Source organism: Variovorax sp. GW821-FHT09A10 (assembly GCF_059418385.1).
The window spans coordinates 180,198-194,704 of sequence record NZ_JBWKPT010000006.1 but is presented as its reverse complement, the minus strand read 5'-3'; the positions used below and the strand labels follow the sequence as shown (position 1 = coordinate 194,704).

Genomic DNA, 14,507 nt, shown 5'->3' with positions numbered 1-14,507 from the left:
CCGGGCCGCGACAGCGCGCGGGCCCGGCCTTTGCTATCGTCGTGGATTGCTTTTCTGCGCTGAATCCCTTCCCCCGATGACCCCCGAACCCGTCCTTGCCGCCCGCCTCGTTGCCGACCTCGTCGCCCTCATGCAGCTCGAACCGCTGGGCGGCGACCGCTTCCTGGCCCAGAGCGAGGACATCGGCACCCCCGCCGTCTTCGGCGGCCAGGTGCTCGGCCAGTCGCTCAGGGCCGCCAGCCTCACGGTGGGCGCCGAGCGCCCGGTGCATTCGATGCACGCCTACTTCCTGCTGCCCGGCGAGCACGCGCCCATCGAGTACAGCGTCGACCGCGTGCGCGATGGCCGCAGCTTCACCACGCGCCATGTGGTGGCGCGCCAGCAGGACCGCATCATTTTCGAGATGTCGGCCTCGTTCCAGACCGTGGACGAGGGGGTCGAGCACCAGTTCCCCATGCCCGCGGTCGAAGGCCCCGAGGGCCTGACCAGCGAACTCGACCAGCGCATCGCGCTCGGCGACCGCCTGCCCGAGCCCTGGCGCTCCAAGGCCATCCAGCCGCACGGCATCGAGTACCGGCGCGTCGACCCCGAAGACCTGCTGCGGCCCGAGGTGCGCCCCACCGAGAACCAGAGCGCCATCTGGATGCGCGCCATCGCGCCGCTGCCCGACGACCCGACGGTGCACCGCGCGCTGCTGGCCTACGCCTCCGACCACGGCCTGCTGCGCGCCGCGATGCTGCCGCACGGCCTGAGCTTCATGAGCGGCCAGGTGCGCCCCGCCAGCCTGGACCACGCGATGTGGTTCCACCGCGATTTCCGTTTCGACGACTGGCTGCTCTACGTGGTCGACTCGCCCAGCGCGGGCGGCGCGCGCGGCCTGTGCCGCGGCAGCCTCTACACGCGCGACGGCCGCCTCGTGGCCTCGGCGGCGCAAGAGGGCATGCTGCGCATCCGCAAGCCGGGATCGCCGCGCACGCCGATCACGGGCTGAACGGTCCGCCTCTTTTTCTTCAACACTCACTCGATCGCTCCGGCCATGAAGATCTTCTTCTCTCCCGCGTCTCCTTTCGTGCGCAAGTGCATGGTCGTGGCCCACGAGCTGGGCGTGGCCGACCGCATCGAGAAGCTGCCCAGCGCCGCCGGCCCGGTGAAGCGCGACGCCCGCATCCTGCCGACCAACCCGCTGGGCCAGGTGCCGACCTTCCTCACCGACGACGGCCAGGCGCTGTTCGACAGCCGCGTGATCTGCGAGTACCTCGACACCGTGCACGCCGGCGGCCTGTTCCCGGCCAGCGGGCCCGCGCGCTGGGCGCGCCTGACCGAGCTGTCATTGGCCGACGGCATGACCGGCGCCGCGCTGCTCGCGCGCTACGAGACCATGCTGCGCCCCGAGGCGCTGCGCTGGAGCGACTGGACCGACGGCCAGCTCGACAAGGTGCGCACCGGCCTCGAATGGCTGGAAGCGGCGGCGTCGTCGTTCGGCGATCGCGTCGACATCGGCACCATCGCCTTCGGCTGCGCGCTGGGCTACATGGACTTCCGCTTTCCCTCGGTGGACTGGCGCGCCCAGGCGCCGAACAGCGCGAAGTGGTTCGCCGTGTTCAACCACCGGCCGTCGATGCAGGCCACGTTGCCGACGGCCTGATTCGCTGTTGCTGCTGTTGTTCAGGGCGACGCTCCCGCCGACGCGGTACCTTGCTCCGCGAATGTCCCCCGGGGCTTCGCCCCTCCTCCTTGATTTCGCTGCGCAAGGCACCGCATCGACGTGAGCGTCATCAGTGCGGTCGTTGATCGGCCGGCACCACGACAGCGCTCAGCGGGCGCAGGACACTGGGTGCTTCCCGCAGCGAAATCAAGGAGGAGGGCGAAGCCCGGGGGACATTCGCGGAGGGAAGTACCCGGTGGCCTGTGCACGCGCCCTGAACAATCGCGCCCCCAAAGCAACCCCCACAAAGCACTTCCCCGAACGCGCCCCAACCCATGGCGCCCTCGCCACAATGCGGGTTTCGATTGAACGAACCCAAGGAGCCCGCATGCCTTCAGACACCCCCCAAAAAGTAGCCATCGTCACCGCCGGCGGCAGCGGCATGGGCGCCGCCGCGGCGCGCAAGCTCGCGGACGACGGCTTTCGCGTGGCCATCCTGTCCTCGTCGGGCAAGGGCGAGGCGCTGGCGCAGGAACTCGGCGGCCTCGGCGTCACCGGCTCCAACCAGTCGAACGACGACATCCAGCGCCTCGTGGACAAGGTCATGGCCGAATGGGGCCGCATCGACGTGCTCGTGAACAGCGCCGGCCACGGCCCGCGCGCGCCGATCCTGGAGATCAGCGACGACGACTGGCATCGCGGCATGGACGTCTACTTTTTGAGCGCCGTGCGCCCCGCGCGCCTCGTGGCACCGCACATGGTGAAGCAGGGCGGCGGCGCGATCATCAACATCTCGACCTTCGCCGCCTTCGAGCCCGACCCGGTGTTCCCGACCTCGGGCGTGTTCCGCGCCGGCCTCGCGGCCTTCACCAAGCTCTTCGCCGACCAGTACGCCAAGCACAACGTGCGCATGAACAACGTGCTGCCCGGCTTCATCGACAGCCTGCCCGAGAAGGACGTGTTCCGCGAACGCATCCCGATGGGCCGCTACGGCCGCAGCGCCGAGATCGCCGCCACCATCGGCTTCCTGGCTTCCGAGGGCGCGGGCTACATCACGGGGCAGAACCTGCGCGTGGACGGCGGCATCACGCGCTCGGTCTGAACCCGGCAAAGGCGCCCATGACCGCCCCCACCCCGGTGCGCCAGCACATGGACCGCACCCTTGCGTCCTACGAAGCGTCCGCGCGCGACTACAACGCGATCGTCGCGGGCCACCGGCCACCCGAGATCGAGGAGGCGGTGCGCCGCATGATGCAGCGCGTGCCCGCCGGCGGCACCGTGCTCGAGATCGGCTCCGGGTCGGGGCAGGACGCCGACTTCGTCGAATCCCTGGGCGGGGTCGTGAGACGCACCGATGCGGTCCAGGCGTTTCTCGACCTGCAGGCCGAGCGCGGCAAGAAGGGCGAGCTGCTCAACGTCGTCACGGATGCGCTGGGCGGTCCCTACGACGCGGTCCTTGCGATGTGTGTGCTGATCCATGTCGATCGCGCGCACATCGCGCCGGTGCTGCGCAAGGTGTTCGATGCGCTCGCGCCCGGCGGGGTTTTTCTCGCAGCCATGCGCATCGGCGAAGGCGAGACCCTCGGCGACTACCAGACCGTGTACTGGCCGAAGGACGCGTTCGCCGACGCGCTGGCAGCGGCGGGCCTTGACCTGCAATGGGACAGCCAGTGGATCGGCCGCGACAACGTGACCTGGGCCAACTTCCTGGCGTGCCGTCCGCGCTAGCAGCGAGCGGACGAACGCCGGCTCACACGCCCAGGTAGCGCGTCCACAGCGACCGGTCGGCGTCGAGCGCGGCCGAGTCGCCCTGCCACACCACGCGCCCGCGTTCGAGGATCACGTGGCGGTCGGCCAGCGGCAGCAGGCGCTGCACGTACTTGTCGACCACCAGGATCGCCTCGCCCTCGGACTTGAGCGTGGCGATGCAGTGCCAGATCTCCTCGCGGATCACCGGCGCCAGGCCTTCGGTGGCTTCGTCCAGGATCAGCAGGCGCGGGTGCGTCGACAGCGCACGGGCAATGGCCAGCATCTGCTGCTCGCCGCCCGAGAGCTGGTTGCCCGCGTTGGCCTTGCGCTCCGACAGGCGCGGAAAGAGCTTGTAGAGCGCCTCCACGGTCCAGCGCGGCGCGCTGCCGGGGCGGGGGCGTGCGAAGGCGCGCAGGTGCTCGTCCACGCTGAGGTTGGGGAACACGTGGCGCCCCTCGGGCACGATGGCCATGCCGCGCCGCGCGATGGCGTCGGGCCGGTGGCCGCCGATGGCCGCGCCGCAGAACTGCACGCCGCCGCGCATCGGTGCGATCGTGCCGGTCAGCACCTTCAGCAGCGTGCTCTTGCCCATGCCGTTGCGGCCCAGCAGCGCCATCACTTCGCCCGCACCGACGCGCACGTCGATGCCGAACAGCACCTGGCTGGCGCCGTAGCCGGCTTCGATGGCGGTGGCCTCGAGCAGGGTGGATGTCGTGGTCGTCGTGCTCATGCGTGTCCTTCCGCTTCGGTGCCGAGGTACACGGCTTGTACGTCCGGGTGGCCCCGCACTTCGTCGGCCGTGCCGCTCATCAGCACCTTGCCCTGCACCAGCACCGTGAGGCGGTTGGCGAGGCGGAACACGGCGTCCATGTCGTGCTCGATGAGCAGGATGGCCATCGATTCGCGCAGCGATTCGATGAGGTCGACCATGCGCGCCGACTCGTCGGGGCCCATGCCGGCCATCGGTTCGTCGAGCAGCAGCAGCTTGGGTTCGGCGGCCAGCGCCAGTGCCACGTCGAGCGCGCGCTGCGCGCCGTGCGGCAGCGTGCCCGCGATGCGGTGGCGCTCGCTGCCCAGGCCCACGCGGTCGGCCAACGCGTGGGCGCGGTCGACGAGGTCGCGTTCGTTGGCGCGCGGCGCGAGGAAACGCAGGCTGCTTCCCGCATGGGCCTGTGCCGCGAGCATCAGGTTGTCGTGAACGGTTTCTTTCGCGAACACGCGCGTCACCTGGAAGCAGCGCGACATGCCGGCGGCCACGCGCTGGTGGTCCTTGTAGGCCGTGATGTCCTGTCCGTCGAGCATCAGCCGGCCCGCGTCGGCCTCCAGCAGGCCGGTGATGAGGTTCACCAGCGTGGTCTTGCCCGCGCCGTTGGGACCGATGAGCGCGTGCACCTCGCCGCGCTCCACCGTGAGGTTCACATGGTCGGTCGCCAGCAGGCCGCCGAAGCGCTTGACCAACCCTTCGATTCTGAACAGGCTCATGGCTTGGCGCTCCCTGCGGCCGTTGCAGCGGAAGCCGCTGCTGCTGCGACCGTGCGGCGCTTCGTCGACAGCGCGGCCAGGCCGCGCGGAGCCCAGAGGGCGACGGCGATCAGCAGCAGGCCCAGCGGCATGTGCCAGTGCTCGGTGTGCTGCTTGAGCGCTTCCTCGAGCACCAGCCAGACCACGGCGCCCACCGGCCCGCCCCAGCTGCGGCCGAGGCCGCCGATGACGACCATCACCACCAGCGTGGCCGACTGCGTCCAGTGCATGGTCGCGGGGCTCACGAAGCCGTTGCCGCCGGCCAGCAGCGCACCGGCCAGCCCGGCGATCGCGCCCGCGATGGCGAAGGCGACGAGCTGCAGCCGGAACACCGGGTAGCCCAGCGCGCGCATGCGCGTCTCGTTGTCGCGGATGCCCATCAGCGCATGGCCGAAGCGCGCCTGCGTGGCGCGGTGCAGCCACCACAGCGCGAGCGCCACCACCACGAGCACCACCCAGTAGAAGGTCGATTCGTTGCCCAGGTCCAGGCCCGGCAGCAGCGTGGGGCGCGACATCAGCGTGTAGCCGTCGTCGCCGCCGTACTTGCGCAGCGACACGACGACGAAGTACAGCATCTGCGCAAAAGCCAGCGTGGTCATGATGAAGTACACGCCGCGCGTGCGCAGCGCCACCGTGCCGATCAGCGCGGCGACCACGCCGGCCACCAGCGCGGCCAGCGGCCACAGGATCCAGGCCGACATCACGCCGGCGTCGCTGAGCGCGACCACCGTGTAGGCGCCCATGCCGATGAAGCCCGCGTGCCCGAGCGCCACCATGCCGCCGAAGCCGAGGATGAAGTTCAGGCTTGCGGCGGCCAGCGCGACGATGAGCACGCGCCGCACGAAGCCGATGTAGAAGTCGAGCCCGAACAGCGGCGCGACCAGCGGAAAGGCCGCGAGCGCCACGAGGAGCAGCCCGAGGCCGAAGGTGCGTGACGAGGGTTTCATGCGCGGGCGGAGAAAAGGCCCGAGGGCCGGAAGATCAGGACGACGACCATGAGCGCGTACATCGCCACCTCGGCGAACAGCGGCCCCAGGTCGGCCGCCGTGGCGGGCGGCAGCGTGGCGCGCAGCAGCATCGGCACGAAGGCGCGACCGATGGTGTCGACCACGCCGACCAGCAGCGCGGCCACGAAGGCACCGCGCACCGAGCCGATGCCGCCGATCACCAGCACCACCAGCGCCGGGATCAGGATGGCCTCGCCCATGCCCACCTGCACCGCGACGATCGGGCCCATGAGCGCGCCGGCCAGTGCGGCCAGCGCCGCGCCGAGCAGGAACACGCCGTTGAAGATGCGGCCCACGCGCACGCCCATCAGCTCGGCCATCGGCCGGTCGGACGCGCCTGCGCGCACCCGCATGCCGATGCGCGTGTGGTTCACGAGCACGTACAGCGCCAGCGCCATCAGCACGCCGCCCGCGAGGATCACGAGGCGGTACGAGGGATAGGGCAGGCCGTCCATCAGCTCGACCGGGCCCGAGAGCGCGGCCGGCGTGGGCGCCATCACGGGCGAGGGGCCCCAGATCATCTTGACGATGTCGTCGGCCACCAGGATCACGCCGAAGGTGGCGAGCACCTGCGCCAGGTGGTCGCGCTTGTAGAGGCGACGCATCAGCAGCACCTCGATCAGCAGTGCCACCACCACGGTGACGAGCACCGCCACCACGATGGCGGCGGCGAACGAGCCGGTGCGCGTGTGCGCTTCGGCCGCCACGTAGGCGCCGGCCATGAACAGCGAGCCGTGCGCCAGGTTCAGCACGTCCATGATGCCGAACACCAGCGTGAGGCCCGCCGCCAGAAGAAAGAGCATCAGGCCGTAGCCGATGCCGTTGAGCAATTGCTCGAGGACAAGAATTCCGCTCATAGCATCCAAGGAGTGCCCGTATTCATTTCGGGAAACACCGAGGAACCGGCTTTGCCGGGCCTCAGGTGTTGCCCCCGGTCGGGGGTTGGCGAAGCGACACGAAGTGCGCGAAGGCTGGGGGAGAGCCTATTTATTTCATTGCGCACTTGCTGGCGTAGCTGTCGCCGTAGCTTGTCAGCACGGTGTTGATCAGCTTGTTCGTCACCTTGCCTTGCGCGTCCTTGCCGATCACGCGCAGGTAGAAGTTCTCGATGGGGAAGTGGTTGTTCGCGTACTTGAAGGTGCCGCGCGTCGAGGCGTAGTTGGCCTTCTTCAGGGCAGCGACCACGGCCTCGCGGTTCTGCGCATTGCCACCCGATTGCTTCACGGCGGCGTCCATCGCGAGGATCGCGTCATAGGCCTGCGCGGCGTACACCGACGGGTAGCGGCCGTTGTATTCCTTGCGGAAGGCCGCCACGAAGGCCTTGTTGGCGGCGTTGTCCAGGTCGTGCGCCCAGTGCGAGGTGTTGAACAGGCCGAGCATGGGCTCGCCCACGGCGCCGATCACGTCCTCGTCGGCCGAGAAGCCGCTGGTGACCAGCGTGATGTCCTTCGACAGGCCCGCGCCCACGAACTGCTTGATGAAGTTGATGCCCATCGCGCCGGGCAGGAAGAAGTAGATCGAGTCGGGCTTGGCCGCGCGCAGCTGCGCGAGCTCGGCGGCGTAGTCGATCTGGCCCAGCTTGGTGTACAGCTCGTCGGCCACCTGGCCCTTGAACTGGCGCTTGAAGCCGCCGAGCGCATCCTTGCCGGCCGGGTAGTTGGGGGCGATCAGCACGATCTTCTTGAACGCGCGGTCTTGTGCGAACTTGCCGGCGGCCTCGTGGAACTGGTCGTTCTGGTAGGCGGTGCCGAAGAAGTAGGGGCTGCACTGCGCACCGGCGAACTGGCTCGGGCCGGCGTTGGCCGACAGGTAGGGCACCTTGGCGTTGAACAGCGTCGGGCCCACGGCCAGCGCCACGTTGGAGCCGATGGGGCCGCTGAAGATGTCGATCTTGTCGCGCTGGATCATGCGGTCGACCAGCTGCTTGGCCTGGTCGGGGCTGCCGGCCATGTCGGCCTGCACGAACTCCACGTCCTGCCCGCCGAGCTTGCCGTTCAGCTGCTTGATGCCGAGCGCGAAGCCGTCACGCGCCTCGGCACCCAACGCCGCGAAAGGCCCTGAAATGTCCAGGGCCAAACCGACCTTGACCGGCGCGGCGATGGCCGACACCGAGGCCCCGAGGGCGGCGCCGCACAGCAGCAGCGAGATCAGGGTGCGCGGCAGCGCGGGCGATTTCAGGAACGTGGGGCGCATCGGGTTCTCCGGCTAGGGAAGGGTTGAGACAACTGAACTGTTGATAGTTAAATACTTTAGCCGTAAACAATTCGGTGTCAACGGTACTAGCACGAATGGTGCCAGTGAACCGTGTCGCCTTCGCCGCGCCGGACGCTCGCGAAAGGTTACGCAAACGTCAACCGAACGGACTTGCGGTGGCGAACCAGAGGCCGATGCCGGTTGCGATGATGAAGGCCCCGTCGGTCACGCCCGCGACCAGGAAGAACTTGGTCTGCAGCGTGTCGACCAGCTCGGGCTGGCGCGTCGTCCCTTCGAGGAACTTCTGGCCCACCAGCGCGATGCCGATGCACGAACCCAGTGCGGCAATGCCGATCAGCAGGGCGACGGCGAGCGGGAGGATGTTGAAGCCGGTCATGGTTTTTTCTCCAGGTGGTTGATCGATGGCCCTACTGTCGCGTCATGGGCGCAGCGGGTCGATGACCTCGGAGGTGATGGTTCAGCCGCGGCCCCGCAACGAAGCGCCAGCCAGCGTTCCTCAGCGCGCGTCCTGCAGGTCGCGCCAGGCGAGGTAGTCGGCGAGCGCCGGCCGCAGAAGCGCTGCCTGCGACGTGGCGGCGAAGCGCTGGTGCCCGAGTTCGGCGCGCACGTGGCGTTCTTCGGGCGCGGCGATCAGTCGTTCGGCGGTTTCGGCCAGCTGCGCGTAGGGCGCGCCGAAGACGGCAGGGCGAAGGTCCGGGTGAATCTCGCTGTCGTCGTAGAGCTCGGTCAGCACCGGCTTGCGGGCCGCGAAGCCGACGGCCATGCGCATGATCTCGGAGATGCGCGAGTTCTCGTGCGTCGAGACGTTCAACAGCAGCTTCGAACGCGCGAGCAACGCACTGCGCTCCTCGAGAGAAAGGTATTGGTGCGCCGCAACGTGCAAGCCACGACCCCGCATGTCCTCCAGCAAGTGAAGGCGGCGCGCGCTGAGGTGGCCGAAGAAGAGCACGTCGATGTCCTCGTTCGGCGTTGTCGCATTCACGTCCGCCATCGGAAGATGGATGGCGCCGGGCTGGTGGCCGTACGGGACCAGCGAGGCATTGGGAATCTGCAGCTGTGCGTAGCGCGCCAGGTTTCGCTGGCTGTATTCCCAGACGTAGCTGTTGCGAAGAATCTCCAGGTAGACCGGGTTGAAGGCGCCGCCGCCTTCCATGAGCTGTTCGAAGTTGACGACGATGCAATCGGGACCGAGGTGGGCCAGGTCCTTCCATTGCAGGGAAGCGGACGCGAACATGACGATGTTGACCCGGTTCGGTGCCAACTGCGCAAAGGACGACGTGATGTCGCACCCCAGCTCACACAGCCCGAGGCGAAAGCCTTCGACGATCTCGCCGAGGATCTGTGGGTCTCCGACCGAAGTGATGTGGAACTGTCGATGCATGGTGGCTGGGCAGGATTGTTGTCCGAGCCGGGACGCGCGGGCCGCACACGTTACCAAAATCCGACCTTCGATCGCTCGCTTTCCCTGCGCACCCATTCAAAAAAAGGCGCGCCCGAGAGCGCGCCTTTCTCCTGAAGCATTCCGCCTCAGGGCAGCTGTGTCCAGTTCTGGTTGTTGCCGCCGTTGCAAGTCCAGGTGATCAGTGCCGTGTCCTGCGTGGTCGAGCCGTTCGGCACGTCCAGGCAGGAGCCCGAGGCGCGGTTGCGCACCGTGCCGCCCACCAGGCTCCACTGCGCCGTGTTGCCCGACGAGCAGGCCACCTGCACTACGGCCGCGTTCGTGGTCGCCGTGCCGTTCTGCGCCAGGCACAGGCCGCTGTGCTCGGCGATGAACTGCACGTAGCCGCCGGTGACGGGCGTCATCGTGAACTTCTCGTTGCCCGCGTTGCCGCACGGCCATTGCACCGCCGTCGCGCCGCTGGTGGTCGAGGCGCCCTTGATGTTCACGCACATCGTCGGGTTGAGGTCGGAGCGCAGCCGCGTGACCACCGCCGGGGCGGTGTCCTGCGAGCGCACGTACTCGCGCAGCGCCACCACGTCGTTCGCCGGCAGGCTGGAGGCGTTGCCGTGGCCGCCCGCGAGCAGGTCCTGCAGCGTGGCCGCCTGGCCGTTGTGGAAGAACGCGGTGGTGTTCCAGGTGCCCGACAGCGTCGGCGTGTCGAAGCCCACGCCCGCCAGCGGCTGGTTGCTGCCCTTGCCCGACGAGGCCTGGATCGTGCCCACGTCGTGCCGCAACCCGTCGCGGAAGGTGGCGCCCGTGTGGCAGGTGGCGCACTGGGCCGTGTTGAACACGGTCTGTCCGCGCACCGCGTCCACGCTCAGGCTGCCGTCCGCGGCGCGCGCCGGGCTGCGCATGTACTTGTTGAGCGAGCCCAGGTACGCGGCCAGGTCGTCCAGCTGCGCGTTCTTGCCGGCCTTGGGCGCACCCAGCGGGGCCTGCGTGGCGGCCCAGTCGGCGTTGCTCAGGAAGCCGGTGCCGCCGAACTCGTTGCGGATGTCGTTCTCGAAGTCCTGCACCTCGTCGAAGTTGGCCGTCCAGTGCAGCTTGCCGTGGCTGGTGCCGCGCCGCCCCTGCAGGCTGATGGTGCGGCGCAGGCCTTCGCCGCGCTGGGTGAAGTCCCACACCATGCCGTCGTCGCCGCCGTCCGCGTGGCAGCTGGCACAAGACATGTAGTTGTCCTTGCTCATGCGCCGGTCGGCCGCGTTGTAGAACACCTGCTTGCCGCGCAGCGCCGCGGCGGCCATCGGCTCCTGCGCCACGGTGGCCACGTTCTGCAGGAAGATCGCCGCGCTGGTCTCGGCCGACAGCACCTGCGCCACGTCGTGCACCGAGACCGAGCGCGCCAGGAAGTTGTTCACGAACAACCGCTTGCGCGCCGCGTCGAGGTACAGGCCGTGCGGGGCGCTGCTGGCGTTGATCTCGCCGCGAATCGCGCGGGTGTAGCTGTCGACGATGGCGACGCGGTTGCCTTCCATCTGCGCCACGAACAGGTAGTCGCCGGCGGGCGAATACAGCGCGGCGCGCGCGGGGGCGCGGTCGTCGAAGTCGATCTGCTCGGAGAACACCTCGGCGGCGCTTTGCAGGTTCACCTGCGACAGGATGGAGCGCACCGTCTGGTCGTGCGGCAGGTCCTTGCCGTCGCGGAAACGGCCGCGCACGATGTTGTCCTTCTTCGAAGGCAGCACGGCGCGCGAACCGTCGGGCGAGATCACCACCTGGCTCAGGTAGTTGGCCACGCCGCGCGCACGGCTCTCGGTGTCGACGGTCGTGGTGTCCACCGGCAGCGGGATGGTCTGCAGCGCGGTCAGCGACTGCAGGTTCACCTTGTGCAGCTGGCCGCCCGTCATCTTCGACTTGAAGCGCGTGACGTAGGCCACCTGCGAGTCGGCGCTCACGGCGATGCCGCGCACGCCGCCCTCGAGCGCCAGCGCACCGGTGGTGGCGCCGTTGCTGGGGTCGAAGCTCATGAGCACCGACTTGCTTTCCAGCGTGAGCAGGCCCTTGGCGCCGTTGGGCGTGAAGGCCACGCCGTAGGGGCCGCTGCCGTAGGCCAGCGGCACCGACACCGACTGCGAGCCGTCGGCGGCGTTGAGCGCCACCAGCTTGTCCTCGCCCTGCACCGCGACCCAGATGCGGCCGTCGGGGCCCACGGCCAGCGTCTTGGCCTCGTCGCCGACGCGCACTTCCCACAGCTTGGCGAGGGTCTGCGCGTCGATGGCGGCCACCGTGCCGCTGTCGGGGTTCACCGAGTACACCCGGCTTGCATCGCCCGCGATGTTGGTCGTGTGCGTGGGCGCGGTCGCGGTGACCGGCGCGATGACGGTCACGTTGTAGGTGTAGTAGGTCTCGCGGCCGCTGCTGTCCTTCACCGTCAGGGTCACCGTGTAGTGGCCGGGGGTGGTGTAGGTGTAGCTGGCGTTGGGCTGGTTCGAGAACGCCGTCTGCGTGCCGTTGCCGAAGTTCCAGCGGAACTGCACGCCGCTGGCGCCGAGCGTCGCGGGGTTGAAGCTCAGCTGGCCGTTGACCAGCTTGGGCCCGCCGCCCAGGCCCGGGTCGCCGATGATGGCCTGGCCGCGCAGCGTGTCCACCTCGGCCTGGCCGAGCACGCGGCCGTACACGCGCACCTCGGCCAGCGTGCCCTTGAAGAGCGCGGTGTTGCCCTGGATCTGCCCCATGACCTGGAACTTGGTCGACAGGCCCTTGGTGCCGGTCGGCCCGGTCGAGGTGGTCTTCACGCCGTCGACGTACACCGCCTGCGCGCCCGAGGCCGCGTCGCGCGTGAGCACCACGTGGTGCCAGTTGCCGTCGTTCACGGCCGCGGTGGAGGTGGTGCCGCCGTCATTGCCCACCGAGAGCTTGATGCGCCCGCCGGTGTCCAGCCAGCCCCAGAACACGTCGTCGGTGCCGCCCGACTGGTCGCGACCGAAGATGCCGGGCGCGGTCCAGGAGTTGGCGCCGCCGGCCTGCGTGGTCTTCATGTAGAAGCTCAGCGTGGCGGTGCCGCCCAGCGCGCTGGCCACGGTGTCGTTCTTCAGCGGCACCCCCGCGGTGCGGTTCGCGAAGTTCAGGCCGATGCTCTCGAACGCGTCGCCGGTGGCGGGGGTGCCGTTGTTGGCGCCGATCTGGTCGCCCAGGTTGCCCGTCAGCGGCCAGTGGTGCATCAGGTTGATGTCGCTGGCGTTGCCGGTGTTGAAGGTGGAGCGGTAGTCGGCGCCGATGGCGTTGCCCGCATAGTCCTTCACGCCGTTGGCCGGCAGGAACACCTCATAGCTGGTGCCCGGCAGCAGCGGCTGCGCGGGATGGAAGTTGACGATGCCCAGCTGCACGCTGTAGGTGCCCGCCAGCGTGTTGCCGCCCACCGGGCGCACGATGAAGGTGTTGCTGTTCACGCTCTCCGGCAGGATGTTGTCGGTCATGCCCAGGCCGATGCGCGAGCTGAGGGCCTGCTGCTTCGCACCGTTGGCGGGCGAGACCTGCTTCACTTCGGGCTTGGTGGTGTCGGGCTCGACCGAGTGCACGACGAAGCCGCTGCCCGAGCCGTGGTCGTTGCCCACGAAGACGAGGTTGCCGAACATGGCGACCTGGCCGTTGTCCGAATGCGAGAAGTTCGGGTCGTCCTCGCGCAGGATGCTGCCGCGGCCCACCTCCACGTGGTTGAGCGGGTTGCTCACGTCGACCTTGTGGATGCGCGTCTGCGCACCCTGGATCACGTAGTTGTCCTGCGTGGCGCAGTACAGCTGCTCGTCGATGACGAGCCGGTTGTCCTCGGCCACGAAGCGCGAGCGGTCGCTCAGGTCGTAGCTGTACATCTTGGCGCCGCTGCCGCGCGCCGACGCGTGCACGTTGCGGCCGTCGAAGCAGGTCGCGTAGTAGAACGGCGTGGCGCCGGCGATCGAATCGAGCACCTTGGGGTTGAGCGGGTCGGAGATGTCCAGGCTCGCGAAACCGCCGTTGCTTTCCATCGCGGTCAGCACCATGTGGTTGCCCATGGTGAAGATCGGGCCGATGCGGAAACCGCCCAGTTCGCCCGTGGGCACCGGGTTGGGCTTGCCGGCGCCGCGGTTGGCGACCACCGCGTTCGCGGGGTCCGTCGCGTCGACGATGAAGATGCCGCGGCCGGCCGAGGCCACGTACAGGTAGGGGGCCTGCCACCACAGCTGCCAGGCCACGTTCTCGTAGTCGCCGCCGCTCACGCCGGGCAGCGCCAGCTTCTTCACCTGCTTGATGTCGTTGATGTCGGTGAAGTCCCAGAACTCCACGCCGTTGATGCTGGGCAGCACCACATAGGTCTTGCCGCCGATCTTCGCGGTGCCGAAGGAATGGGTCTCGCGGAACTCCTTGGTGCGGCCGCCGGTGGCGTCATCGGGCTCGTAGATCTTCTTGACGAGCTTGATCTGGCGCGGGTTCGACACGTCGTACAGCAGGAAGCCGCCGGGGCCGAGGCCGCTGTCCGGCGCGAAAGAGGTGAGGAAGTAGCCGTTGACCATGATGCCGGCGTTCATGCCGTAGTCCTTGCGGCCCGGGTACGTGGCGGGCACCTCGCGCGACTCGTAGGCACTGCTGTGCGCCGGGTCGAGCGGGTGCGCGGCGCTGGTGATCATCGACACCGGCTTGAACAGTTCCGCCGAGGTGTAGGTGAGGTTGCCCAGGCCCGGCCCCTGCAGCGGGAGCGGGTCGGCCACGACAGCGGCAGCCGCCGTGGCCATGTTGTTGAGGGTCGTCATCGGACTGACCCCGGTGATTGCCGCATGCGTCAGCAATGTGACGCACGGCACCAGGAACGCCATCAGGAAATACCGGATCTTCATCGTCGCCTCCAGGTTGTTTGAAGTTCGCAGGGAACCCTCTTGTCCTTGGTTCTCTCGAGTCACTCGGTCGCTTGCTGGGAAAGCGCACGCGCAGGCGCGCCCCCGGCGGGCAACGCATGCGT

The 14,507-nt window shown here is 68.7% G+C and carries 12 protein-coding genes; 4 read left to right on the top strand and 8 right to left on the bottom strand.

Going from position 1 to position 14,507, the window contains the following annotated elements:
• The first annotated feature begins 76 nt into the window (after positions 1–76).
• From AC07Q9_RS22585 to AC07Q9_RS22570, 4 genes are all read left to right on the top strand, one after another.
• Complete coding sequence (locus tag AC07Q9_RS22585) at positions 77–991, top strand: acyl-CoA thioesterase (RefSeq protein WP_489060131.1); 915 nt, start codon at positions 77–79, stop codon at positions 989–991.
• A 45-nt stretch (positions 992–1,036) separates the two neighbouring features.
• Positions 1,037–1,645 carry a glutathione S-transferase gene (locus AC07Q9_RS22580; RefSeq protein WP_495311858.1) on the top strand — a complete coding sequence of 203 codons (609 nt, stop codon included), beginning with the start codon at positions 1,037–1,039 and terminating at the stop codon, positions 1,643–1,645.
• A 388-nt stretch (positions 1,646–2,033) separates the two neighbouring features.
• A complete protein-coding gene (locus AC07Q9_RS22575; protein WP_495311857.1) occupies positions 2,034–2,747 on the top strand; it encodes an SDR family oxidoreductase in 714 nt (237 codons plus the stop codon).
• 17 nt (positions 2,748–2,764) lie between these two features.
• Entirely contained in the window at positions 2,765–3,373 is a 609-nt protein-coding gene (locus AC07Q9_RS22570; RefSeq protein ID WP_495311856.1) for a class I SAM-dependent methyltransferase, read from the top strand.
• Positions 3,374–3,395: 22 nt separating this feature from the next.
• Here the strand turns inward: AC07Q9_RS22570 and AC07Q9_RS22565 are convergent, their stop codons facing one another.
• The 8 genes from AC07Q9_RS22565 to AC07Q9_RS22530 form a co-directional block, all read right to left on the bottom strand.
• Positions 3,396–4,124: an ABC transporter ATP-binding protein gene (locus AC07Q9_RS22565; protein ID WP_062476058.1), complete on the bottom strand. Its 729-nt coding sequence runs from the start codon at positions 4,122–4,124 to the stop codon at positions 3,396–3,398.
• The gene (locus AC07Q9_RS22560) at positions 4,121–4,876 is read right to left on the bottom strand and encodes an ABC transporter ATP-binding protein (protein WP_495311855.1); all 756 of its coding nucleotides are present in this window, start codon (positions 4,874–4,876) and stop codon (positions 4,121–4,123) included. The genes AC07Q9_RS22565 and AC07Q9_RS22560 overlap by 4 nt, the downstream gene beginning before the upstream one ends.
• The gene (locus tag AC07Q9_RS22555) at positions 4,873–5,862 is read right to left on the bottom strand and encodes a branched-chain amino acid ABC transporter permease (RefSeq protein WP_495311854.1); all 990 of its coding nucleotides are present in this window, start codon (positions 5,860–5,862) and stop codon (positions 4,873–4,875) included. Before AC07Q9_RS22555 ends, AC07Q9_RS22560 begins: the two co-directional genes overlap by 4 nt.
• Positions 5,859–6,779: a branched-chain amino acid ABC transporter permease gene (locus AC07Q9_RS22550; protein ID WP_139704271.1), complete on the bottom strand. Its 921-nt coding sequence runs from the start codon at positions 6,777–6,779 to the stop codon at positions 5,859–5,861. Before AC07Q9_RS22550 ends, AC07Q9_RS22555 begins: the two co-directional genes overlap by 4 nt.
• A gap of 130 nt (positions 6,780–6,909) precedes the next feature.
• Positions 6,910–8,115 (bottom strand): ABC transporter substrate-binding protein, encoded by a 1,206-nt coding sequence (locus AC07Q9_RS22545; RefSeq protein ID WP_495311853.1) that lies wholly within the window; start codon positions 8,113–8,115, stop codon positions 6,910–6,912.
• A 157-nt stretch (positions 8,116–8,272) separates the two neighbouring features.
• Positions 8,273–8,512, bottom strand: a complete 240-nt coding sequence (atpE, locus tag AC07Q9_RS22540) for a F0F1 ATP synthase subunit C (RefSeq protein ID WP_062476044.1) — start codon at positions 8,510–8,512, stop codon at positions 8,273–8,275.
• 120 nt (positions 8,513–8,632) lie between these two features.
• The gene (locus tag AC07Q9_RS22535) at positions 8,633–9,613 is read right to left on the bottom strand and encodes a CgeB family protein (protein WP_495311852.1); all 981 of its coding nucleotides are present in this window, start codon (positions 9,611–9,613) and stop codon (positions 8,633–8,635) included.
• A 50-nt stretch (positions 9,614–9,663) separates the two neighbouring features.
• The gene (locus AC07Q9_RS22530; protein ID WP_495311851.1) at positions 9,664–14,385 is read right to left on the bottom strand and encodes an Ig-like domain-containing protein; all 4,722 of its coding nucleotides are present in this window, start codon (positions 14,383–14,385) and stop codon (positions 9,664–9,666) included.
• Positions 14,386–14,507 lie beyond the last annotated feature (122 nt).